Below are 22926 nucleotides of genomic sequence, written 5' to 3' on the forward strand. Positions count from 1 at the left end.
ATTTATTTCACCGGGTCATCAATTGTACTGCCTATCCAATTGGTGGAACAGGGACTGGAAAATCTGCTCAGCCAGCTGGACCTGTTCCTTCAAATAGACCGACTCGTAAATATTGATGCCCCAGAAAATACCGTTCCCAAGAAGTACATATTGTTTGATGATGCGGTCGACATCCTCGGGGACTATGGAGGGATAATCTTTATAAACAGCACTTTCCAGCGCATCCATCATCCAATTATTGAAATTGATCAGGTAATTCTGTATATGGCTTTTTATTTCAGGAACCGGCGCCGTCACCAGTGAAAGGTAAGCGGATGTCTCTGCCATATTGGAGGTGTGATGATCCACGATTCCTTGGAGCATGGCTGAAAAAATCTGTTCCACCGGTTTTTCTATATTTTCAGCAAGTACTTTCTTCATCGCATGATGATGATTTTCAAGGATTTGCTGAAAGGCGGCGATAAAAAGCCTTTCTTTGTTTTCATAAAAGAAATAAATGGAAGCGGGTTTTATGCCGACTTCATCGGCAATGCGCTTCATAGTTGCGCCTTGATAACCATGATTTGCATATTGAAGTATGGCTGCCTGGAGTATCTCTTCCTTTTTCACGGTTCCACCACCTAACAAGTATTAGGTGAATTATATGAGTGCTTTTTTGAAAAAGCAATACTGTTTTTAGAAAAATTCGAATAATATAAATTGAGTGTGAACTTGGAAGCGATTTCATCGTTGATGCATCAATATCAGGAAGAAATAAAAAAATTTTAAAATATTTTAAAGTTTAATATGGAATATATCGATATCAAAAATGAAGAGGTTAAAAAAAGCCCTGCCAAATCGGCAGGAGCCATCACGCAATAAGGATAAATAATGCTGAATGTGAAAATAGCCTCCAGAAATTGACGGAAAAAATATAACTAATAAGGGGAATACTTAGGAATTAGGTCTCAAGAATGTTAGTATGAAACCAGCATTCGAATTATAAAAGTGCGATTTTTATGCAAGGGGTGATGACATAAATGACAGTGACAATGGGGAATAAAGAAGGCATACTTAAGCGGAATAACGTCAGAATCGGGGGGCAGGGACAAAAAGTTCTGGTTTTTGCACATGGTTTTGGGTGTGATCAATACGTCTGGAATCGGATTGCCCCGGCTTTCGAGTCAAAATACCGGGTCGTGCTGTTCGATTATGTCGGCTCCGGCAGAAGTGATAAATCAGCTTACAGTAAAGAGCGGTACCGTTCGCTGCATGGTTATAAAGAGGATCTACTTGAATTATGCGACGCACTGTCCCTTGAAAATATAGTATTTATCGGCCATTCCGTCAGCAGCATGATCGGTGCGCTTGCTGCCGTTGAACGTCCGGGACTGATGAAGAATCTGATAATGATCGGACCGTCCCCACATTTTCTGAACGGGGAAGGCTATAAGGGCGGATTCGAAAAGGAAGATATCGAAGGCATGCTTCAAATGATCAAAGGCGACTACAATGAATTCGCACGCTTTTTGTCGCCGGTTGTTATGCAAAATGCGTCACGTCCGCATCTGGCTGCTGATTTTGAGCGTTTGTTATGCCAGAATGATCCGGATATCATCAGCGATTTTGCAGAAGCCACTTTTTTATCAGACGTCCGGGAAGACCTGGCGAAAGTCACTGTGCCCACGCTCATTCTGCAAACGCGAAATGACGCGGTGGCGCCTGAATCGGTCGGCGAATATGTCCATAGCCAGCTTCAAAACAGCGAATACAAGCTGATGGAGGCGGAAGGCCATAGCCCGCACGTCAGTGATGCCGAAGAAACCATCAGTAAAATAGCGGAGTATCTTTCGGCTGTCTGAAAATGAAAAATCTTATTTTTCAAAAAGCCATACACTGAACTGCATTCTACAGGTATAATGAATTCAAATAAACCTGAATGCATACTCATGGAGGTCCTCATGGAAAAAGAATTCGAGATTTTGGGACAGCGCATCATTGAAGATAAAGATCTGATTGCAGAATTGATCAGCGAAGAAGTCATGAAAAATGCCAGCGAGGAAGAGATTGCCGAACATCAGCAATTCATCCGGCAGGTCAACGAGAAAAGAGCAGGTTTTATCGAACTTCTTGGCAATTCACTGAAGAATTCTTGTGATGTGAAACAAGTGTATGCAGATATCGATTCCTGGGGGCTCACAACAGGTCATTATTTCCTCGAAGCGAATATGATGCTCGATTCAGCACTTGCTGAGTCATCTCTTTACCGGAAGCACATTTCGAAATTGATCAAGTCGGAAGGAAAGCGGATGGCTATTACAATCGATGCTTTCTTTGATGTAATGGACTTCTTCAATTCACTGCTGGATCACGCCATGTACTCCTACAGCAATGCTTATATCAGTGCTTATCAAGCAAATTTGACTGAGGCGCGCCGTGAATTCTTTGAATTTTCCGCTCCGGTGGTACCGATAGCTGATAAGGTGGCGATCCTGCCACTGGTCGGAGATCTCGAAATTGACCGTGCCCGTTACATTCTTGAGAAAACATTGACTGCCGCCAATAGATTGAAGATCTCTGTTCTGGTCATCGACTTGTCAGGTGTCGTGCGGGTGGACGCCATGGTGGCACAACAGCTCATTAAGATTGCGCAGGCGCTGAACATGGTCGGGGTCAAAGCGATTCTGACAGGAATCCGTTCGGAAATCGCCTTGACGCTGACGCAGCTCGGCATCGATACCCGTTCGCTCGTAATCGGAGGAAGCCTGAAACAGACTTTGGAGAAACTACACTTTTCAAAACTATAACAGCCAATCATAGAAAAAACGCTGGAGCCTGGGGCTTCAGCGTTTTTTCTTTTCTAAATCAGACAGAAACCTTAATCTGGGCAGTTTCCAAAAGCTCACGTAACGTAGCGGTTTCTTCTTCGTTTAGCGGAATCATGGGCAGGCGGACAGTGCCGGTCTGGATTCCCAGCAACTGAAGGGCAGTTTTCACCGGCACCGGATTCGGTGCAGCGAACAATCCGTTCATGACGGGCAGTAATCTCCGGTGGCGCGCCCCCGCTTCCGTGGTATTGCCGGACACGAAGTCCGCAATCATGGCCTGCATTTCATCACCGATGATATGGGAGGCGACGGAAACGATGCCGTCAGCTCCGATTGCCATCAACGGCAGCGTCAATCCGTCGTCTCCGCTGTATAACGTAAAGTCGTCCGGCGTGTTTTCAATGATCGATGACGCAGCGTCAAGGTTGCCGCTCGCCTCTTTGACGGAGACGATATTGTCGACAGCCGACAGGCGGATGATGGTTTCAGGTGTCATATTGACGGCGCTGCGGCCTGGAATATTGTAAAGCATAATCGGCAGATGAGTGGCTTCGGCAATCGCTTTGAAATGCTGGAACATCCCTTCCTGAGACGGCTTATTGTAATAAGGCGTGACCAGCATTATCGCATCGACGCCGGTTTGTTCCGCTTGAACCGTCAAGGCTATCGATGAACGGGTATCGTTCGAGCCGGTTCCGGCGATGACCGGGATGCGGCCGTTCACTTGTTCCGCTGTGAACTTGAACAGCGCCAATTTCTCCGCTGCGCTTAAGGTCGGTGATTCACCCGTGGTCCCGGCAACAACGAGGCCGTCCGTGCCATTTGCAATCAGGTGTTCAATCAGTTCGCCTGTTGCGGCGAAATCGATGTCGCCATTCGTGTCGAAAGGAGTCACCATAGCTGTAATGATTTTTCCGAAGTTCATAAGATCCCATCCTTTTAGTTTAGATTGTTTATTCTAATAAAATCCAAGTCCAAGAGGTTCATTTGCTGTCAGCCGATTTCCGGTACGCGTCACAGATTTTTTCCATAAAAAAAGCAGCAGCGGAGAGATCCACTGCTGCTGCAGCAACACAAAAGCGTTGAGTTGCCGTGCGCCAGATAGCCCTCCATACGGTAAAACCGCATGACAGTCCGGCATCTATTAAATGCAGGACCAGCAATTTGGAATCAGGGGTTCCAAACGCTTCGGCAATGATCCCTTTCGGCAGAAGTCTCCGGAGCCCTAGCTCCTAGGCCTGCTTACTGATGATGATTGCGCCTCTATCCTCACTCCCTCGTCGGGGAGCAAGAAATATTGAATTAGCTAGACTTTATCAAATTCCGCTTTTAATTGCAAGGAGAAACGGGTATTGATAGTCAAATACAGCGAGTGGAAGCGGAGGGTGCGGAGATGGAAGAACAGGAAGGCGATCACTATTTGAATATCCAGACAACCGGAACACAATGGATTGCGGAAGCATCACTCCATCATAACCGCTATGAGCCGACGCCGTATATGCATTTGAAAGAATTGTTCAACCGCCATCCGCTCCATCCGGATGACAGCCTGATTGATTTCGGCAGCGGCAAGGGGCGCCTGAACTTTTATGTGCATGACCGCTTCGGATGCAAGACTGCAGGGATTGAGATGAATACCAATTTTTTCAATGAAGCACAGCGGAACCTCGAAGAGTATCGGCGTAACAGCAGACACCGGGATGCACAGGAATTGATCCGGTTCGATTGCGGTATGGCCCAGGGGTATGATATTCAGCCGGAAGATAATGTGTTTTATTTCTTTAATCCTTTTTCGGTGCAGCTTTTCATGAAAGTCACCGATAATATCCTGCGGTCAGCGGAAACGTACCCGAGAAGGATGGACCTTATCCTCTATTATCCATCCCTCGATTATATCGAATATCTGGAGCGCAATACGGCATTCGAATTAAACGAAGCGATCGACTTGCCGGGTATCCATAAAGATCCTGCTGAGAAATTCCTGATTTACCGGCACGTACCAGAGCCGGTTTGACTCTGGGCATTTTATAGATGAAACGGAAATGGATGTGGGCATATGAAATGGAGAGGACGGAGGGCCAGTTCAAATGTAGAGGACAGGAGAGGCGGCGGCAAAGGGCTCGCTGTCGGGGGCGGCCTCGGCGGCCTTGTGCTGGTGCTGATTTTTGCTTTTCTTGGCGGAGACCCGGGCGTGCTGCTTGAGGGGATGGGCGGCACAGGGTCCGGCGGCAATTCGGGCACCCCTTACCAGGCGACCGGACAGGAAGAGGAACTGGCCGAGTTCGTATCAGTCGTACTGGCGGATACGGAAGAAATATGGACAGAAATCTTTGCCGAAGAAGGCATGCAGTATGAAGAGCCGACACTGGTGCTGTTTACGGACAGCGTCCAATCGGCTTGCGGCGTAGCCGGTTCGTCGGTCGGCCCGTTTTATTGCCCGGCTGATTATAAATTATACATCGACTTGGACTTCTATGAAGAGCTGCAGCGCCAGTTCAATGCGCCCGGCGATTTTGCGATGGCCTATGTCATCGCCCATGAAGTCGGTCATCATGTGCAGAATCTTCTCGGTGTGATGCAGGAAGTGCAGCCGCAGCGCAACCGTTTAAGTGAAGAGGAATACAATAAACTCCAGGTCCGCCTCGAATTGCAGGCGGATTATCTGTCCGGTGTCTGGGCGCATCATGCACAGGACATGGGCTACCTGGAAGAAGGAGACCTGGAAGAGGCGCTTACGGCTGCATCGGCGGTCGGGGATGACACCATCCAGATGCGTTCCCGCGGTTATGTCGTGCCGGAAAGTTTCACGCACGGTACGAGTGAACAACGCCGGGAATGGTTCTATAAAGGCTTTGAAGCCGGTAATCTGGACGGCGGGGACACCTTCAGCGCGGACGGAATATGAGGAGCTTTTGTGAAACTGCAGGAAATCGGGGGCACAGGATTGATATTTTTGCTTCAGTAATTCATTATATAGAATAGACAGTCTTCTCAAAATTTTATGGGAAGAAAATTTGTTCTATGAAGGAAGTAAACCTCATGCAAGAAGAAAATATTACGCGTCTGCAATATGGTGATAAAGAGCTGATCCTGATCGGTACTGCGCACGTTTCCAAACTGAGCGCTGAGCAGGTGAAAGAGGTCATCGAAACGGAACAGCCAGACAGTGTCTGCATTGAACTGGATGCCCAGCGCTTCCAGTCTGTAACCGAAAACAGTAAATGGAAAGAAACGGATATATTCAAAGTCATAAAAGAGAAAAAATCAAGCCTGTTGCTGATGAACCTGGCCATTTCTTCGTTCCAGAACAGACTGGCCGACCAGTTCGGGATCAAACCGGGGCAGGAGATGATTCAGGGGATCGAGTCGGCAAAAGAACATAACGCTGAATTGGTGCTTGCTGACCGCAATATCCAAGTGACGTTTTCGCGGATTTGGGGCAATATCGGCTTCATGGGGAAAGCGCAGCTGTTGACGTCCGTCTTTTTCAGCATCTTTTCAAAAGAGACAATTTCCGAAGAGGACCTGGAAAAGATGAAATCACAGGACACGCTGAGTGCGGTCATGGATGATTTCACGAAAGCCTTTCCCCGCCTGAAAACCCCGTTGATCGACGAACGCGACCAGTATCTCGCGCAGAAGATCAAAGAAGCACCAGGCAAGAAGATCGTCGCCGTGCTCGGCGCCGCGCATATTCCGGGAATTACAAAAGAGATCCATAATGAGCATGACCTTGAAAAACTTTCCGAAGTGCCGCCGAAATCGAAGTGGCCGAAAATCATCGGCTGGACGATTCCGCTGCTGATCATCGCGATCATCGCCTATACATTCATCTCCAACCCGGCCGCGGGAATCGATCAGACGATCAGCTGGATCCTGTGGAATGGTACGCTTGCAGCAATCGGCGCAACCATCGCATTTGGGCATCCGCTCGCCATTCTGACGGCCTTTGTCGCAGCCCCGATTTCCTCGCTCAATCCGCTTGTCGCGGCGGGCTGGTTCTCCGGACTGACACAGGCATCGATCCGAAAGCCGAATGTCGGAGATTTTGAAACTTTATCCAAAGATGTATTTACACTCAAGGGATTCTGGGACAATAAAGTCACGCGTGTCCTGCTGGTGGTCGTCCTCACGAACCTTGGAAGTTCACTTGGGACATTCATTGGCGGTGCGGATGTTCTCCGCCTGTTCTTTGAGAATCTGTAATAGCTTGTTCATTGCCCGTCCAGCGGAAGCTGGGCGGGTTTCTTTTAGTTTTCACAGCAGAGTCATAATTTTGACAAAAACTTTAATTTGGTTCGGCTTTTATGGGGAATATTAGGGCATACAGAAAGCATTCAATAAGCGAGAAGGAGAAAAGAAGCGAATCTGCTATTATGAAAACTGGCAGAAATCATGATAAAAAATTCGTGGCGGATATTTCTTTTCAAAACGAATCTTCAAATTGGACAAATAGGATGACAGAGTTATACAATACTTATACAAAATAGAAAGAAGGTTATCCCGATGAATTACATACTTGAACGAAGTAAATTGTTTATTTTCCTCATTCTCATCCTCATGCTTGTTGGTGTATATACATTTCTGACATTGCCGCAGCGTGAGATCCCCGAGACGCCGCCAGGGCTTGTCCTGGTGTCGACGATTCTGCCGGGTGCAGGACCGGAAGAAGTCGAGCAGTCGATTACGACGCCGCTTGAAAATGAAATCCGTCAGGTCGACGGCATTTCATCCGTACAATCCATTTCGTCCAATTCGGCTTCGATCATTACATTGGAGCTTGAGGACGGGTTGGATCCCGATTCGCTGATCAACTCCATTCAGCAGGAAGCGCAAAGCGCATCCGCGAATTTCCCGGATCAGGCGCAGGAAACTTCTGTGCAGAAGCTTGATCTGACGTTCCCGCTCGTCTCTTATATGTTCTACGGCGACCGGACTGAACTTGATGGCATGGAAGATGCGCTTGCCACGCTGTCGGAAGATGTGGAGGCTGTTTCCGGTGTTGCAGGAACGACGGTGAAAGGCTTGAACGAACAACAGGTTCTGATTGAGCTGGACGGCGATGCCCTTGCTGAAAACAGTCTGCAGCCATTCGCCGTGCTTGAATCGCTCCAACAGGCCAACCAGCCTTTATCTCTCGGCACGCATGATAACGGAGAAGAACGGCTGGTCCTGACGGTGAATCAGGAAGAAGGGATCGAAAAGCTTAGCCAGCTGCAGGTGGGCCAATCGGCTGTGCCTTTAAGTGAGGTCGCTTCCATTGAAATGATCGATCAGGAAACTGAAGATATCGTGACGTTTGAAGGTGAAGATGCCATTTCCTATACGGTATTTTTGAAGACTGCCCAGGATGTTCCGTCGGTCGACGAAAAAGTTACCGAAGTGATCGAAGCATTCACGGCAGATTTACCGGCTGGGGTAGAAGCTGAGAAATACGAATCCCAGGCGGATAACGTGAATGAAATCTTCAGTGGGCTATATGTTTCCTTGTTGATTGCGGTATTGGCTGTACTGGTCGTCACCACAGCCGGACTGACCTTATTCGGTGCGTTCGCCGTTGCGTTGACGGTGCTTGCTTCCGTTCTGATCGGTCTGATCCCGATTCCGTATATGGGCGTCGACTTGAACCAGATTTCGGTCATCGGCCTCATCATCGCCATCGGGATATTGGTCGATGACAGCATCGTCGTCAATGACAATATCCAGCGCCGCTACAAACTGGGGGATTCGGCCCGGGAAGGCGCCGTCAGAGGGGTCCGGGAAGTTTACCCATCCATCATTTCATCCAGTTTGGCGATAGTCGTAACGTTTTCTCCGTTATTGCTGCTGTCTGGTGGCAACGGAGCATTTATCAAGGCATTGCCAAGTATTTTGATCACGACAATCATCGCTTCAACTGTTCTTTCCATTACACTTGTGCCGATGATGCAATATCTGAAGACGAAACGAAATGCGAAAAAGATTTCCGATACGCCAGGATTCCTGGGTAAACCGCTTGAAAAGCTTGCCGTGTTTTATTCGGAAAAAGTTTTGCGCGGCGTATTGAAACGTCCGTTATGGGTAGGGATCGGCGGCTTGCTGGTGGCGACTGGGCTATTGTCGCTTGCCCTTTTTACACCGTTCGAATTCTTCCCGGAAGCTGACCGTGAAGAAGTGACGATGGATGTCCGTTTGGCGGAAGGGACGCCGATTGAAGAAACGGATGAATTCATGGCACAGATCACGGAAGAAATCGCGGAAGAAGATGAAAATGTCAGAGAACTGGCGATCTTCACAGGTGATGGCCTGCCGAACCTGTTTGCGTCATCGATGGACAATACCGGTTCGAACACCGGCCAGGCAGCCATCCGGATAGACCGTGACGTAACGTCGGCTTCGGCCTTTATCGATAAATGGGAGCCGGAGCTTCGTGAACGCTATCCGGATGCTGAAATATTCCTGAACACGATCGTTCAAGGGCCGCCAGTGGGCGCGCCGGTAACTGTAACTGTGCTGGGGGAAGATTTGGATGAATTGACGGCATTGCGTGATTCCCTGAAACAGCGCATGCTCGATAAGGGTGCGGATATTGTCACTGATAATCTCGGCGAAGAGGTTCCAGCGATTGAATACGCACCAAATACGGAAGCACTTGAAAGCAACGGCATTGCCCTCAGTACAGTGACGAGTCAGCTTCAATTGCTGACGCAGGGCATTCCGCTCTACAGTATTTTTGAAGACAATCAATTCTATGATGTCGTGCTGAAACAGGCAGGCATCCAGGAAGGCGAAGACATCGACCTGTCCTTGTTTGCTGTGCCAGCAGCGAGTCCTGCTGCCGGCGCGCCGGACGATACGCAAGGTCCGCCGACGGGAGATCCAACTGCAGGCCAGCAAGGACCGCCGCAATTGATCCCGTTGAACGAGCTTTTGGATGAAGAAGAAACCAGCGTCATTGCCCAAGTTCCGCATGAAGACGGTGACCGCGCCATTACGCTGCGTGCTTTTGGCAGCACCGATGATTTTGAAGTGGCGATGCTTGAAGCCGTCGATGCAGAAAGAGACGGCCTTGCAGAAGGCTACGAAATCTCGACAGGCGGCGAAAATGACGATCAGCAGGCATTCTTTGCTGAAATCGGAATTTTATTCCTGGTCGTATTATTATTGGTTTATCTTGTCATCGCATTCCAATTTAAATCGTTCAGTCTGCCGTTCCTGGTGCTGATCGCTGTTTATCTGGGGATTTCCGGTGCGATTCTCGGCCTGTTCATCACGCAGACACCTCTCAGCTTCCTTGGTGTCATGGGAATTGTGTCGCTTACGGGGATAGTTGTCCGTAACGCAGTCGTCCTCATCGACTTTGTGGAAGCGCGTCGTCTGTCAGGTAACTTCTCGATCAAAGAAGCGATTATGGAATCCGGTTATGCACGTCTGAAACCGATCATTTTGACGACGATCACGTCGATTGTCGCTTTGATCCCGGTAGCCTTATCGGGCGACCCGTTATTTGAACCGCTGGCAATCACGATCATTGCTGGACTGGCATTCTCAAGCCTGTTCACCTTGGTGATGATCCCTGCCCTTTACCTGGTGTTTTACCGTATCAGACATCGAAAAGAAAAAGCGGAAGCATGATCATCCTGCAGCACAGCCTTTAGCCGGCTGTGCTGTTTTTTCGGAGAATGATAATATCCGGATTAGTCAGAAGAAGGAAGGGTAACTATGATAATAAAGCTTTAATAACGCTTAATCTCAGTGGGGTGAAGTCATTGGCAAGTAAGCATGACGTCCACGATAAACAAGATATTAAACGGGGGCCGCTGCTCGCAGTATTGATGGCGGGCGTATTCGTAGCCATTTTGAATCAGACGCTCCTGGCCACAGCATTGCCTCATATAATGGAAGATTTACAGATTACGGCGAATACGGCCCAATGGCTGACGACGGTATTCATGCTGGTCAACGGCGTGATGATTCCGGTAACCGCTTTTTTAATCGGCAAATTTTCTACACGTACTCTTTTTCTGACGGCGATGGGCCTGTTCACAATCGGTACCATTGTGGCGGCTCTCGCACCTGGGTTTGGCGTATTGATGATCGGGCGTATCATCCAGGCCTCCGGCGCCGGAATTATGATGCCGTTGACACAGACTATTTTCTTTGTCATTTTCCCCATCGAAAAGAGGGGGCAGGCAATGGGTTTGTTTGGCCTCGTCATTTCCTTTGCGCCGGCAATCGGACCGACGTTATCCGGCTGGGTTGTGGGACAGTATCCATGGCGCGCCTTGTTCTACATCGTCATTCCGATTGCCGTGATCGATTTGATCTTCGCTTATTTTTTCCTGAAGAATGTCACGAAACAGACCTTCCCGAAACTCGATATTCTGTCGGTGATGCTGTCGACTGTCGGTTTCGGCGGAATACTTTACGGTTTTTCAAGTGCCGGTTCGATGGGCTGGAGCAGCCTGCCGGTCATCCTGTCGATTGCGGTCGGAGCGGTATCACTTGTCTTCTTCATCCACCGCCAGTCGATCTTGAAAGAGCCGTTGCTTGAATTCAGGGTTTTCAAATACGGGATTTTTACATTATCGACGATTCTCAGTGTCATCGTTTTCATTTCCATGATCGGCAGCGCCACGATTCTGCCGATCTATATGCAGAACATGCACGGCTTTACGGCGCTTGAATCAGGCCTTATGCTATTGCCCGGAGCCATTATCATGGGCATCATGAACCCGGTCACGGGCAAAGTTTTTGATCTGTTCGGCGGCAAATGGCTGGCTATTATCGGATTGTCGATCGTCACCATCAGCACGTTCCAATTTACAGTGCTGACGGCAGATACCTCGTTCACTTATCTCGCGGTGATGCACGCCATCCGCATGTTCGGGGTTGCGATGGTCATGATGCCGGTCACAACGGCCGGACTCAACCAGCTGCCGGAGCGCCTGATTCCGCATGGCACAGCGATGAGCAACACGATGCGCCAGGTTTCAGGTTCGATCGGCACAGCGCTTCTGGTCACCATCATGACTACCACTGCGCTCGATCCGGTAGAATATGGAGTGGAAGGATTGATCCGTGGAGTCAATATTTCATTTATCGTCGCAGGAATCTTGAGTCTGATCGGCGTAATCCTTTCCTTTTTCCTGAAAAAGGCAGAACCTATGGCTGAAGACGAATAAAACCTAAAACTATTTTGAAATTAAATCTATCTATTTCTGCTGCATGAATTTATTGGTAAACCATAGAAAACACTGTAATAAAAGCTTTTCTGAAATATCATTTCTATTATGAATTTTCATCCGATTAGAAATACGGTAAAAAAGCGGATTTGTAACACAATGTTCATTTACATGACTGAAATGCTTTGATAAGATGTCTGACGACGGATGAGTTAGACGTGAAATTAGCCTAATTTTCTGAGAAAATACTAATCTATGAGGTGAAGTAGTGAATATATTATGGGGCATCTTCGGCATTTTCGTTGTTATGGGACTTGCGTTCCTTTTATCTGACGGAAAAAAATCCATCAAGCCACGGACAATTATAGGCGGTTTAGCGATTCAAATCGGCTTCGCGTTTATGGTTCTTGAATGGGAAACTGGACGTAAAGCTTTGCTTTGGTTATCTGATGTGGTCAATAGTGTAATCGGTTTCGCGGGCGAGGGGATTGCGTTTGTCTTCGGTCCTGCAGCGGATACGAATAACTTCGGTTTCGTGTTTGCGTTCCAGGTTTTGACGATCATCATCTTCTTTTCTTCATTGATCTCTGTACTCTATTACCTGGGTATCATGCAATTCATCATCCGCATCCTTGGCGGCGCGCTTTCTAAATTGCTCGGAACAAGTAAAGCTGAATCGGTTTCTGCATCGGCGAATATTTTCGTCGGACAGACGGAAGCGCCGCTTGTTGTGCGTCCGTTCCTTGCAGGAATGACGAAATCCGAATTGTTCGCAGTCATGACGGGCGGACTTGCTTCTGTAGCCGGTTCGACGCTCGCGGGTTATGCACTTCTCGGTGTTCCACTTGAATATCTTCTGGCTGCGAGCTTCATGGCGGCGCCTGCCGGGTTGATCATGGCGAAAATCATGATCCCGGAACAAGAGGAAGTGGAAGAAAAAGAATTCGTGATGGAAAAAGACGATAAATCGGCTAACGTTGTCGATGCAGCCGCACGCGGTGCATCCGACGGTCTGCAATTGGCTTTGAATGTCGGTGCCATGCTATTGGCGTTCATCGCATTGATCGCTTTATTGAACGGAGCACTTGGCTGGGCTGGCGGTGTTTTTGGCTTTGAAGGATTGACGATTCAAAGCATCCTTGGATTCGTCTTTGCCCCTCTTGCCTTTGCCATCGGTGTTCCATGGGTTGAAGCAGTTCAAGCAGGCAGCTTCATCGGCCAAAAACTTGTTCTTAACGAGTTTGTCGCTTATGTATCGTTTACTGCAGAAATGGCAGACCTGTCACCTAAAACAGTCCTTATTGTCAGCTTTGCACTTTGCGGATTCGCAAACTTGAGCTCGTTGGCAATTCTGCTGGGCGGACTTGGTGCCATGGCGCCGAGCCGTCGTCCTCAAATCGCGAAACTTGGTATGAAGGCAGTAGCTGCCGGAGCCCTGGCTTCACTTTTGAGTGCCTCAATTGCAGGTATGTTCTTCTAAAAATAATAACGGGAAAGCCACTCGCGTTTTTGCGGGTGGTTTTTTTCGGTTTTGTTCTGGGGTTTAGGGCTGTCGCTTTTCGCTGTCGCTTTTCGCTGTGGCGAAAAGCATGCATTATTAGCTTTTGAATTTGTATGGTGCTGAAAACCTTTTGCTGGATTGCATTTCGCTGGTGCGAAATGCGTGAAGGGCGGAGCTTGGTGAGGGAGAATGACCTTTTGACGGGAAATGGGCGAGTGAAGGCGTCGTTTCTTGTTAGATGTGATGCTAAAGGGGGGGAGGAGGCTTTTCGCGCGGCGAAAAGCTTCTTTTTGTGGTTTTCGGGGTCGGTGAGAGGTGGAATTGGAGTGGGGGAATGGGGTATGCGCGATTAGAAAAAAATACGCGCGATTAAAAATTTATATGCGCGATTAGAAAGAAATATGCGCGATTATAAAATTTTGCGCGCGATTAAAAAAATTTATGCACGTTCCGGTAAAAAGCCGAAAAAAAGAAGAGAGACGCATCAATCTCTCTTCTTTAAACTATATTTTCTGGCTTTGGACTCTCCAGAAGTCTCAAATTCAAATTGCGATAACAGTCTGGTAGCGACGGATCTCGATTCCACCCCCGTCCAATCACGAAACACCTAATTCGTGATATGGGTGTCGATCAGCGAGAAATATTCACGGAGGGCGAATTTATGTGCCTGCCGGTCCCGGTGCCTGCAGCCGGGACATTGCCAGCTCTTCTTGATTCGTTTCATTCCATACATCTGGTACTCGGAGCATTGGATGCCGGTTTGGATTTCACTCGGGTCAGTATAGTATTTACCACAAATGGGAGTTTTCTGGTAGGGGACTTGGCCGCTGAGAATCTGCTTTTTTATTTTCAGCAGTTTCGGCGGATCGGCTTCGAGGGGGAAAGCCTTTAGAATATGAAATAAATACTCAGGCATCTGGTAGACTTTGCAGAGGTAGTTGCTTTTGGGCCTGACAATAAATTCGCAGTTCTTTGCTGTGAACACGATTAAGCCGCTGACGGGCAGGTTGATCTTTTTCTGACCGAGCCATTTCGACAGGAAACGGGTATTCTTGTTTAACTGGATGCGGGGATCTTCCATCACCGCTTTTACGTTGCGGTCGTCGAAACGGTAGAACTCGCCGGTCTTTTCGTCGAAATGGATCTGGCCGCTGATGTTCTTGGAATCGATGATGATGGCGCAGCGCTCGGTCAGCAGCAGGCCGTCCATTTGAACTTTCCAGGAACCGATCGCCAAGCTGACATCCCACAGCACATGAAATTCTTCATCAGGATGAAATTCAACGAAACGTTTTCGCATCCGGTCTTCCCCGCGAATACCGGCACCAATTCGCCGCCGTTCGTCTTGCAGGTAATTTCGCTGCGAATGGACGGGTGGCAAACGGTCAATCAATGAACCGAGTGCTTCTTCCGCGCTTAGCAGTTCTAATTGTTCTTTGCCCATATAACACCTCATTTCAAGTAATACTTGAAGTATAGCATTAGCCGGCGTTCCGGAATCGCCTTCTCCAAAATATATTTTAAAGCTAATCAAAACCTCAGAATGCCTGGCATTTCGATGCAGCGAAATGCGATAAAACCGACTAGTGTGTTTTGTCTTCACAAGTCAATCCTCCACCCTTGACGCAGCAGCCTATTTGGATTACACTTCTATCTTGGCTCACCTGAATTTATTCAGAAAGAGCGGGTAGGGAGAGGGCTAATTTAATAGAAGGTTATCTATATGCATAAATGGATGGACCGGTTTTTCGGTCTTAAAGAAAATGGCACATCGGTAAAAACCGAGTTATTGGCAGGCTTGATCGGCTTCTTTACGGTGGTTTATATCATCGCGGTCAATTCGCTGATCCTGTCGGAATCCGGTATGCCGATCGAAGCGGCGATCATCGCAACGATTGCGGCGTCAGTTTTCGGTGCACTGGTCATGGGATTTTGGGCGAATGTCCCGATCCTGCTGATTCCGGGTATGGGCATCAACGCGCTGTTTTCGTATACTTTGGTGCAGGCGATGGGGCTCACATGGCAGGAAGCGCTCGCGGTCGTCTTTGTGTCGGGTGCGATTTTTGTAATCGTCGCATTTACACGTTTTGCGAAAATGCTGAACGATGCAGTGCCGCATTCGCTGAAGGAAGCGATAACGATCGGGCTTGGGCTTTTCCTGATGCTGTTGGGCCTTGAAAAAGGCGGAATCGTCATCAACGGCGAAGGCGCAATCCTGGCGCTCGGTTCGCTTTCCGATCCGCAGGTGCTTGCGACTGCGCTGACATTCATCATCGCGATCATCCTGTTTATCCGCAACGTGCCGGGGAATTTTCTGATCACGATCGTGGCCGGAACAGTCATCGCCATTTCTTTTGGCATGATTGACTTCAGTCAGTTGGATGAACCTGCGATGAGCGCTTCAGAAGCGTTTGCCGGATTCGGTGCGTTGAGTTTCTCAAGTTTCCTGACGATGGGGTTCTGGGTTGCTGTATTCTCGCTGACGATGGTCTTAGTGTTTGAGAACATCGGCCTCGTCCATGGGCAGGTCAATTTCATCGATCGTCCCGAGAAATACAGCCGCGCATTCCAAGCGACTTCCATCAGTTCGATGGCATCTGGCCTGTTCGGCACGAGCCCGACTGTCGCAAGTGTAGAAACGCTTTCCGGCATGGCTGCAGGAGGCCGTACCGGACTGACTGCGCTCACGACCGGCTCCCTGTTTGTTGCCGCCGCATTTTTTATTCCTGTCATCAAATTGATCCCGGACAGCGCAATTGCGCCGATCCTGATCATCATTGGCGGGCTGATGCTGCAGAACATCAAGGATCTTGATATGAAAGACATGAGCGAAAGTTTTCCGGCTTTGCTGATCATCGTCCTCATTCCGTTCACATACAGTATCGCTGACGGCATTGCCATCGGCTTTATCGTGTATCCGGTTCTGAAGGCCGGTCTCGGCAAATGGCGCGAAGTCACACCGACGCTCTACATCATCGCCGCGTTGTTCCTGCTGAATTACATTTTCCAGATCATCGGCTGACCGATGGCAATAAAGAAACGCACTTGCCGGATAGCAAGTGCGTTTTTTCATGGCGCCAGGCGTGCTATACTAGTATCAACAGCAACTGAAAGGAACGGATACAGTATGAAATATACCAAATCAAAGATGGAGACTCTTGTCAGTGAAAATCCTGAACTGAAGAAACGTTTGAAAACACTTATGAAGGATATGGAACTCGAAAAGAATTTTGCCCTGAAAGCACTTTATCATTCTGAAGTGACGGATAATGGCCCCTATCAATCAGCCTATCAGGACCTCGACTTGCTCTAAGGAGTGGGTCTTTTTTTATAGAGTAAAAGTCCATTACCAGCTCAAGTACTGAAAATCTCTTCATCATCCATATTTGAGAAATTCTTCTCGCGTTGAAGTGGTTTCCAAAAGCGAACTCGGACGAACCTTCGTCCGAGTTGGTGCCGGGCGCTACGCTGAAACTGTAAGGAGACTTTTTTCCTTCACTTCAAATTAAAGAAGTGGACCTTAAGCAAAGGTGCGGCTCAGGAGCAGGCGAATGCCGACTGGAGCAATAAGACGAGTGCCGTTCTCGGCTTATTGTGGGAAGCAAGGTACGCCAAACACGGATGGCGTACCTTTGCGACGAGCGCAGCGGTGGAGCATAATCTTTGCACTGTCCATAGCGCCGAAGCGATATTTCTATTATTTCTTTAGGTTACTTATTTAGAAATATAATAAAGTAAATAAAAACATCCCAGACAAAGTCATCTGGGAGGTTCCACTATCTTCTCGCCGCCTGTGCATCCAGCCAGTGCTGCCAGTCTTCATAGGTGGTGCCGATATAGTGTTTATGCGCTGTATTTTCTGTGCAGCCAAAGCCGCGGCCGCCGATCGCAAACTGCAGATCAGGCTTAGCTTCAGTTAAGGTGCTGATATATTTTTCGGCTGTCGGCAGCAATCGTTCGTGGCCGATCGACATGCAGACCAATTCGAAATCCTGTTTTTCGACCAGTTCACCCAGGCCTTCGAGCGGTGTGTCCGGGCCGATATAAGCTACTGGATAACCGTTTTCCCGTAGGAATAACGTGAACAGCAGGAGGCCGAGCTGATGATGTTCGCCGCTTGGGCAGAACGCCAGCGTTTTCGGCAGCGCATCGTTGGTCGGGAAAACACGGAAAAATTGCGTGAACCGCTGCAGCATCATATGGCTCAGCATATGCTCGTGTGCCACAGTGATGGTGCCGTTTTCCCATTCTTCCCCGATACGGACCATAAACGGTGCCAATATGGAGAAGAACACTGTCCGGTAATGGAACATTGAAAAATTCAGGTCCATTAAATACTGGAAACGTTCGCTGTCCATTTCCGCACCTGCATTATACAGTTCTTCAATCTGTTTTTGGTATTGATCGGAACCTTCAGCCGACGGAGGGAATTCTGCGGCGGATTTGACGAACTTCTTGCGCGATGCGTGTAATTGCTTGACCGCTTCGCTGATTTTGATGCCGTTGTCCTGGACCTGGATTTTCAGCCACTTCAAGTCCTCCAGATTCTGGTCTGAATACAGGCGGTGGCCTGATTCTGTCCGGGCTGGAGTAATTGCATTATACCGGGTTTCCCACGAACGGATCGTCACTTTCGGCATATCGAGGATCTTGGCAGCAGCTTTTATATTGTACATGGCATGACCCACATTTCTATAAGTTAGTTGTATATTTATTATACAAGTACCTATACCGCACGTAAAGCTTTAGGGTCAGGTACTGCTATATATGCCTTCATACAAATAAATTCGTTCATCCCGAAACAAAAAGCAGGAGGAGCTGAGGCTCTTCCTGCTTTAACATTATGCTTGGACAATTTTGGCTCCGCGTATACGGCTCCATGCCAGCGTGATGAAGATGGTGATGATCAGCATGATCAACCCGAGGATGAACGGGAAAATGATGTTGATATCGTACAGCATGCCTGCGAGCAATGGACCCGCGACGTTCCCGATACTCATATAGGCATTGTTCATACCCATGGCGAATCCGACTTCGCCTTCCGCCATTTTGGATATCAGCGTGTTCAGCACCGGACGAAGAATCGACGTCGCCAGGAAGATGATCAAAGAAACACCGAAGAACATTGCGTAGCTGCCTGCAAACAGGGACAGCAGGAAACCGAGAGCCGCAACGCCGAGGAAGGAGACGAGAATCGCTACTTCACCAAAGCGGCGGACAATGCGGTCAACGATGAACAATTGTACGATGACACTGACGATGCCGGTTGCTGTGATCATGAATGCGATATCTTTTGCAGTGGACGCGAATTGATTGTCCAGATACAGGCCGACAACGGATTCATAAGCGAGCAGGCCGAAACTCATAACAAGCGTGATGATCAAGGGGATGAAATACTGCTTTTTCGTGGAAGAAGCAATTTTCGCAAGCATTGATTCGGACGGGTCCATATCGATTGCGAGATCCGGATCCGCTTTTTCGGCATCGCTGTCTTTCAAAAGGACAAGCGAGAAGACGACCGCCCCAAGCGACACGAGGGCTGACACCAGAAACGGCAATTTCAGGCTGTAATCAGCAAGGAATCCGCCGATTCCCGGACCGACCACGATACCCAGGGACATCGCTGCTGATACAAGGCTTGTGCCTTTTGCCCGCTGATCGAAAGTCGTAATGTCGGCGATATAGGCGAAAATGGCCGGTACGAGCATCGCTGCACCGATTCCGCCGATAACACGTGAGAAGTAGAGGATCCAGATTGAATCAGAAGCATAGAAAACGAACATGGATAGCGTTAATCCGGCCAGTCCGTAGATGATCATTTTGCGGCGGCCATATTGATCCGCCCATTTGCCGGCGATCGGCGAGAAGAAGAACTGGGCGGCAGCGAAAATGGCGATCATAAGACCGGCAGCCGTCCCTCCCTGGTTGATCGATTCCAGGTACGAAGGAAGAATCGGGATGATGATCCCGAAACTGGCGATGGCAATAAACATATTGATCATCAGGATGATGATTTTTTTGCGTTGATCTGCAGACATGGTAATCCTCTTTTCTGATTGTGTTAGTTGTTGCCTGTATGAGTTTCTTCTATATAATCCGGCAAATTGATTATGAAGGGGATGAATCTGGAATCGGTCGGTTTTCTGATGTTATGGAGCAAGCTGACACGTGCTTCAACTATTTCATGACCCGAAACGATTTACACTCAGATTTCCATATTATGTCGGGGTTCTTTCGTTGTCAATTACTTGAACTTCAAACAAATGAAAAACTGAACCTTTAAGTTAAAGGTTCAGTTTCAGGGTTTTCAACGGCACTTGAAGGCGCCATTGATTTTGCGTTATTGGTCTTGCGCCAAGCCATCGCGATGGACAATGTCACCACTAGTAAGCCGAGGCCAAGGATGAATGGATAGTTGATGTTGACATCAAACAGCATACCTGCAGAAATCGGGCCAAGGACGTTTCCAAGGCTCATGTATGCAGTGGCCATACCCATGGCAAAACCGATTTCACCGGCGGCCATTTTAGAGACGAGAATATTGAGCACCGGACGGAGAATCGCCATTGCCAGGAAAATGACAAGGGATACACCGAAGAAGGCGCCGTAGCTGCCGGCTGCAAGGGACAACAGGAAACCGGCCGTCGCTAAACCTAAAAATGCGATCATCGTCTTGACTTCACCGAATCGGCGGACGAGGCGGTCGACGACGAAGAATTGCACTGTGACACTGACGATGCCTGTTGCGGTTATCATCATCGCGATATCGGACGAGGTCGAGCCGTATTGGGTGGTCAAATACATGCCGATGACGGATTCATACGCGACAAGTCCGAAACTCATGATGAAAATGATCAGCAACGGAATGAAGTAAGGCATGCGGGTCGAGCGGCCGATCTGCTCCAGCATCGACTCGTCTTTTGAAAATTCTGCTGCCTGTTTTTGGCTTTCAGCTGTAGAGCTGATTTCCTTCAGCATGATCAAAGAGAAAACCATGGCGCTGAATGTCACTCCTGCAGCGATCAAAAAAGGCAATTTCAGACTGATGTCTGCCAGGAATCCGCCGAACCCGGGTCCGATTACGAGACCGAGCGACATGGAAGCCGTCACGAGGCCGGTTCCTTTCGCGCGCTGGGCTGCTGTCGTGATACCTGCTACATAGGTGAAGACGCCGGGAATCAGGAAAGCGTCGCCGATCCCGCCGACTACCCGCGATGCATAAATGACCCAGATGGAATCCGTGGAGTAGAACATCAGCATGGAAATTGTAAGGAGTGCGAGACCGAGAATGATCACTTTGCGGGGACCGTATTTATCGGCCCAGCTGCCGCCGAGCGGTGAGAATAAGAGCTGCGCCCCTGCAAAGATAGCGATTAAGAGGCCGGCAGCCGTGCCGCCCTGTCCGATTGATACGAGATAAGCGGGAAGAATAGGGACGACAATTCCGAAACTTGCTATAGCAATAAACATATTGATCATCAATATAGACATTTTTTTACGTTGGTTCTTAGACAATTAAAAAATCCTTCTTTCAATAGGAAGTTATTGTACAAACACGAATCGGTTTGACAACTTTTCATATATTATGATAGGAACCTGTTAAAGTCAATGGTTAAATCCTATATTTTTATCCTGAAATCAAAATGAAATATTATAGTATAAAAGGAATTTTCGCATAATTTTAGAAAGCTTGATATAGAGGGGTTTATTATTTGTTCAGGGCTTTTAATTATTGGAGGATACTGAAAAGGAATGGCGAATTTGTGAAGGGTAAGGGTCTGGTGAGTCACGTTGAAGGAATTTATTAAAGTGAGCATTTTTGGGGTATAGGAAAAGAAAGCAGCGGAAAATAATGGCAGGGAAGGTGTGGGTTAGATGGATAAACGGTTTGATCGCATCAAAGCGGAGGATCTGCAGGAGCGTGTGGTAAGTGCCGAAGAGGCGGCGTCCTGGATAGGGGACGGCATGACGCTTGGGCTCAGCGGATTTACTCAGGCAGGCGATGCCAAAGCAGTGCCGCTTGCACTCGCAAAACGCGCTGAAACGGAAACATTTAAAGTGAATGTCTTTACCGGGGCTTCTCTCGGTTCCAATATCGATACGGTTTTTGCCGAAGCGGGTATTGTCCGTAAACGTCTGCCGTTCCAATCGGATCCGGTGATGAGGCGGAAGATCAATGCGGGTGAAATCTTTTACACGGATCACCATTTATCGCATACGGCTGAATGGATTCGCGATGGCTTACTGACGCCGATCGATTTTGCCATCATCGAAGCGATTTCCATCACAAAAGACGGCATGATCATCCCGACAACCTCTGTCGGCAATTCGGCAATCTTCGTCAAACACGCGAGAAATGTCATTGTGGAGATCAATACGGAACAGCCGGAGCGCCTTTACCGCCTCCATGATATATACGATACCGGCAAACACGAAGGCAGGCAGCCGATTTATCTGACGCACGTGGCCGATCGCGTGGGAACGACCGGGATTCCCGTGGATCCGGATAAAATCCGGGGCATCGTCTTTACGGACCAGGTCGATTCGCCGTCCAAAATCATGCCGCCTGATGGAGGAACAGAGGCCATCGCCTCCCATCTGCTTGAATTGCTGCGGTCGGAAATACGGGCAGGCAGATTGTCGGAAAAGCTGGCACCGCTCCAGTCAGGTGTCGGTTCAGTCGCCAACTCGGCGCTGCATGGGCTGATCGATTCAGAATTCCACGACCTTGAGATGTATTCGGAAGTGCTGCAGGATGCCGTGTTCGATTTGATCGATGCGGATAAACTGCGGTTTGCCTCGGGCTCAGCCATCACGCTGTCGCCTGAAAAGATGAAGCAGGTCTATTCGAATTTCGGCAAATATGAAGATAAAATTGTGCTGCGCCCGCAGGAAATCACGAATCATCCCGGCATCATCCGGCGGCTGGGTTTGATTGCGGTCAATACGGCCCTCGAATTTGATATTTACGGCAACGTCAACTCGACGCACGTGTCGGGCACGAAAATGATGAATGGCATCGGCGGCTCCGGCGACTTTGCCCGCAATGCGCGCCTGTCGATATTTGTTACGAAAGCGACAGCTAAAAACGGGACCATTTCAAGTGTCGTGCCGTTTGTGACCCATGTGGATCATACCGAACATGATGTGGATGTGCTCATCACCGAATTCGGCTACGCGGACCTGCGCGGTCTGGCACCGAGGGAGCGGGCCGCACTCATCATTGAAAATTGCGCCGATCCGGCTTACCGTGAACAATTGCGGGATTATTATGCCGAAGCACTGACACGCGGCGGCCAGACGCCACACGTCCTTGAAAAGGCATTTTCGTGGCATCAGCGCCTGGCGAATACGGGCAGCATGCTCGAAGACTGAGCGATTCCGGCGGAGAATTCACCTGTAAACATTGAAAATACATTATAATAAAGCCATCAGCATATACAGGAGGATTCTT

17 protein-coding genes and 1 riboswitch are annotated in these 22926 nt (G+C 48.6%); of the genes, 11 read left to right on the plus strand and 6 right to left on the minus strand.

Features of this window, described 5'->3' with window-relative positions; genetic code table 11:
* Nucleotides 1-18 precede the first annotated feature (18 nt).
* On the minus strand, nucleotides 19-609 hold the full coding sequence (locus IQ294_RS09435; RefSeq protein WP_203333779.1) for a TetR family transcriptional regulator: 591 nt from the start codon (nucleotides 607-609) through the stop codon (nucleotides 19-21).
* A gap of 410 nt (nucleotides 610-1019) precedes the next feature.
* Here IQ294_RS09435 and IQ294_RS09440 point away from each other — a divergent pair, with 410 nt between their 5' ends.
* Together IQ294_RS09440 and IQ294_RS09445 are read left to right on the plus strand one after the other, a co-directional pair.
* Entirely contained in the window at nucleotides 1020-1841 is an 822-nt protein-coding gene (locus IQ294_RS09440; protein ID WP_238942732.1) for an alpha/beta fold hydrolase, read from the plus strand.
* A gap of 99 nt (nucleotides 1842-1940) precedes the next feature.
* Nucleotides 1941-2786 (plus strand): STAS domain-containing protein, encoded by an 846-nt coding sequence (locus IQ294_RS09445; RefSeq protein WP_203333780.1) that lies wholly within the window; start codon nucleotides 1941-1943, stop codon nucleotides 2784-2786.
* Nucleotides 2787-2844: 58 nt separating this feature from the next.
* On the opposite strand, the gene dapA is transcribed toward IQ294_RS09445, so the two are convergent.
* Nucleotides 2845-3732, minus strand: a complete 888-nt coding sequence (dapA, locus tag IQ294_RS09450; RefSeq protein WP_203333781.1) for a 4-hydroxy-tetrahydrodipicolinate synthase — start codon at nucleotides 3730-3732, stop codon at nucleotides 2845-2847.
* A gap of 169 nt (nucleotides 3733-3901) precedes the next feature.
* A riboswitch (Lysine riboswitch) is annotated at nucleotides 3902-4081 on the minus strand.
* 119 nt (nucleotides 4082-4200) lie between these two features.
* Between dapA and IQ294_RS09455 the strand changes: the two genes are divergently transcribed.
* The 6 genes from IQ294_RS09455 (at nucleotide 4201) to IQ294_RS09480 (ending at nucleotide 13451) form a co-directional block, all read left to right on the plus strand.
* Nucleotides 4201-4821 (plus strand): class I SAM-dependent methyltransferase, encoded by a 621-nt coding sequence (locus tag IQ294_RS09455; protein WP_203333782.1) that lies wholly within the window; start codon nucleotides 4201-4203, stop codon nucleotides 4819-4821.
* Between the two features lie 42 nt (nucleotides 4822-4863).
* The gene (gene ypfJ / locus IQ294_RS09460) at nucleotides 4864-5712 is read left to right on the plus strand and encodes a KPN_02809 family neutral zinc metallopeptidase (protein ID WP_203333783.1); all 849 of its coding nucleotides are present in this window, start codon (nucleotides 4864-4866) and stop codon (nucleotides 5710-5712) included.
* A gap of 134 nt (nucleotides 5713-5846) precedes the next feature.
* Nucleotides 5847-7013: a TraB/GumN family protein gene (locus tag IQ294_RS09465; RefSeq protein WP_203333784.1), complete on the plus strand. Its 1167-nt coding sequence runs from the start codon at nucleotides 5847-5849 to the stop codon at nucleotides 7011-7013.
* A 300-nt stretch (nucleotides 7014-7313) separates the two neighbouring features.
* On the plus strand, nucleotides 7314-10421 hold the full coding sequence (locus IQ294_RS09470; protein WP_203333785.1) for an efflux RND transporter permease subunit: 3108 nt from the start codon (nucleotides 7314-7316) through the stop codon (nucleotides 10419-10421).
* Nucleotides 10422-10621: 200 nt separating this feature from the next.
* The gene (locus IQ294_RS09475) at nucleotides 10622-11971 is read left to right on the plus strand and encodes a DHA2 family efflux MFS transporter permease subunit (protein WP_238942762.1); all 1350 of its coding nucleotides are present in this window, start codon (nucleotides 10622-10624) and stop codon (nucleotides 11969-11971) included.
* Between the two features lie 268 nt (nucleotides 11972-12239).
* Nucleotides 12240-13451 carry a NupC/NupG family nucleoside CNT transporter gene (locus IQ294_RS09480; protein ID WP_203333787.1) on the plus strand — a complete coding sequence of 404 codons (1212 nt, stop codon included), beginning with the start codon at nucleotides 12240-12242 and terminating at the stop codon, nucleotides 13449-13451.
* A gap of 628 nt (nucleotides 13452-14079) precedes the next feature.
* Here IQ294_RS09480 and IQ294_RS09485 read toward each other — a convergent pair.
* Nucleotides 14080-14916: a nuclease-related domain-containing protein gene (locus IQ294_RS09485; protein WP_203333788.1), complete on the minus strand. Its 837-nt coding sequence runs from the start codon at nucleotides 14914-14916 to the stop codon at nucleotides 14080-14082.
* Between the two features lie 279 nt (nucleotides 14917-15195).
* Between IQ294_RS09485 and IQ294_RS09490 the strand changes: the two genes are divergently transcribed.
* A complete protein-coding gene (locus IQ294_RS09490) occupies nucleotides 15196-16494 on the plus strand; it encodes an NCS2 family permease (protein WP_203333789.1) in 1299 nt (432 codons plus the stop codon).
* Nucleotides 16495-16599: 105 nt separating this feature from the next.
* A complete protein-coding gene (locus IQ294_RS09495) occupies nucleotides 16600-16785 on the plus strand; it encodes a hypothetical protein (protein ID WP_203333790.1) in 186 nt (61 codons plus the stop codon).
* A gap of 463 nt (nucleotides 16786-17248) precedes the next feature.
* On the opposite strand, the gene IQ294_RS09500 is transcribed toward IQ294_RS09495, so the two are convergent.
* The 3 genes from IQ294_RS09500 to IQ294_RS09510 all read right to left on the minus strand — a co-directional run bounded on the left by IQ294_RS09500 (nucleotide 17249) and on the right by IQ294_RS09510 (nucleotide 20987).
* Entirely contained in the window at nucleotides 17249-18148 is a 900-nt protein-coding gene (locus tag IQ294_RS09500) for a MerR family transcriptional regulator (protein ID WP_203333791.1), read from the minus strand.
* A 165-nt stretch (nucleotides 18149-18313) separates the two neighbouring features.
* Nucleotides 18314-19597: an MFS transporter gene (locus tag IQ294_RS09505; RefSeq protein WP_349291347.1), complete on the minus strand. Its 1284-nt coding sequence runs from the start codon at nucleotides 19595-19597 to the stop codon at nucleotides 18314-18316.
* A 154-nt stretch (nucleotides 19598-19751) separates the two neighbouring features.
* The gene (locus IQ294_RS09510) at nucleotides 19752-20987 is read right to left on the minus strand and encodes an MFS transporter (RefSeq protein ID WP_203333793.1); all 1236 of its coding nucleotides are present in this window, start codon (nucleotides 20985-20987) and stop codon (nucleotides 19752-19754) included.
* A gap of 360 nt (nucleotides 20988-21347) precedes the next feature.
* On the opposite strand from IQ294_RS09510, the gene scpC reads away from it, so the two are divergent.
* The gene (scpC, locus tag IQ294_RS09515) at nucleotides 21348-22847 is read left to right on the plus strand and encodes a succinyl-CoA:acetate CoA-transferase ScpC (RefSeq protein ID WP_203333794.1); all 1500 of its coding nucleotides are present in this window, start codon (nucleotides 21348-21350) and stop codon (nucleotides 22845-22847) included.
* Nucleotides 22848-22926 lie beyond the last annotated feature (79 nt).

It is taken from the genome of Planococcus beigongshangi (genome assembly GCF_016820495.1).
GTDB lineage: Bacteria > Bacillota > Bacilli > Bacillales_A > Planococcaceae > Planococcus > Planococcus beigongshangi.

What these genes read in the sequence shown, in the direction of transcription:
- IQ294_RS09440 (WP_238942732.1), top strand. Translation starts at nt 1,020, where the DNA reads ATGACAGTGACAATGGGGAATAAAGAAGGCATACTTAAGCGGAATAAC.
- IQ294_RS09445 (WP_203333780.1), top strand. Translation starts at nt 1,941, where the DNA reads ATGGAAAAAGAATTCGAGATTTTGGGACAGCGCATCATTGAAGATAAA.
- dapA (WP_203333781.1), bottom strand. Translation starts at nt 3,732, where the DNA reads ATGAACTTCGGAAAAATCATTACAGCTATGGTGACTCCTTTCGACACG.
- IQ294_RS09455 (WP_203333782.1), top strand. Translation starts at nt 4,201, where the DNA reads ATGGAAGAACAGGAAGGCGATCACTATTTGAATATCCAGACAACCGGA.
- ypfJ (WP_203333783.1), top strand. Translation starts at nt 4,864, where the DNA reads ATGAAATGGAGAGGACGGAGGGCCAGTTCAAATGTAGAGGACAGGAGA.
- IQ294_RS09465 (WP_203333784.1), top strand. Translation starts at nt 5,847, where the DNA reads ATGCAAGAAGAAAATATTACGCGTCTGCAATATGGTGATAAAGAGCTG.
- IQ294_RS09470 (WP_203333785.1), top strand. Translation starts at nt 7,314, where the DNA reads ATGAATTACATACTTGAACGAAGTAAATTGTTTATTTTCCTCATTCTC.
- IQ294_RS09475 (WP_238942762.1), top strand. Translation starts at nt 10,622, where the DNA reads ATGGCGGGCGTATTCGTAGCCATTTTGAATCAGACGCTCCTGGCCACA.
- IQ294_RS09485 (WP_203333788.1), bottom strand. Translation starts at nt 14,916, where the DNA reads ATGGGCAAAGAACAATTAGAACTGCTAAGCGCGGAAGAAGCACTCGGT.
- IQ294_RS09490 (WP_203333789.1), top strand. Translation starts at nt 15,196, where the DNA reads ATGCATAAATGGATGGACCGGTTTTTCGGTCTTAAAGAAAATGGCACA.
- IQ294_RS09495 (WP_203333790.1), top strand. Translation starts at nt 16,600, where the DNA reads ATGAAATATACCAAATCAAAGATGGAGACTCTTGTCAGTGAAAATCCT.
- IQ294_RS09500 (WP_203333791.1), bottom strand. Translation starts at nt 18,148, where the DNA reads ATGTACAATATAAAAGCTGCTGCCAAGATCCTCGATATGCCGAAAGTG.
- scpC (WP_203333794.1), top strand. Translation starts at nt 21,348, where the DNA reads ATGGATAAACGGTTTGATCGCATCAAAGCGGAGGATCTGCAGGAGCGT.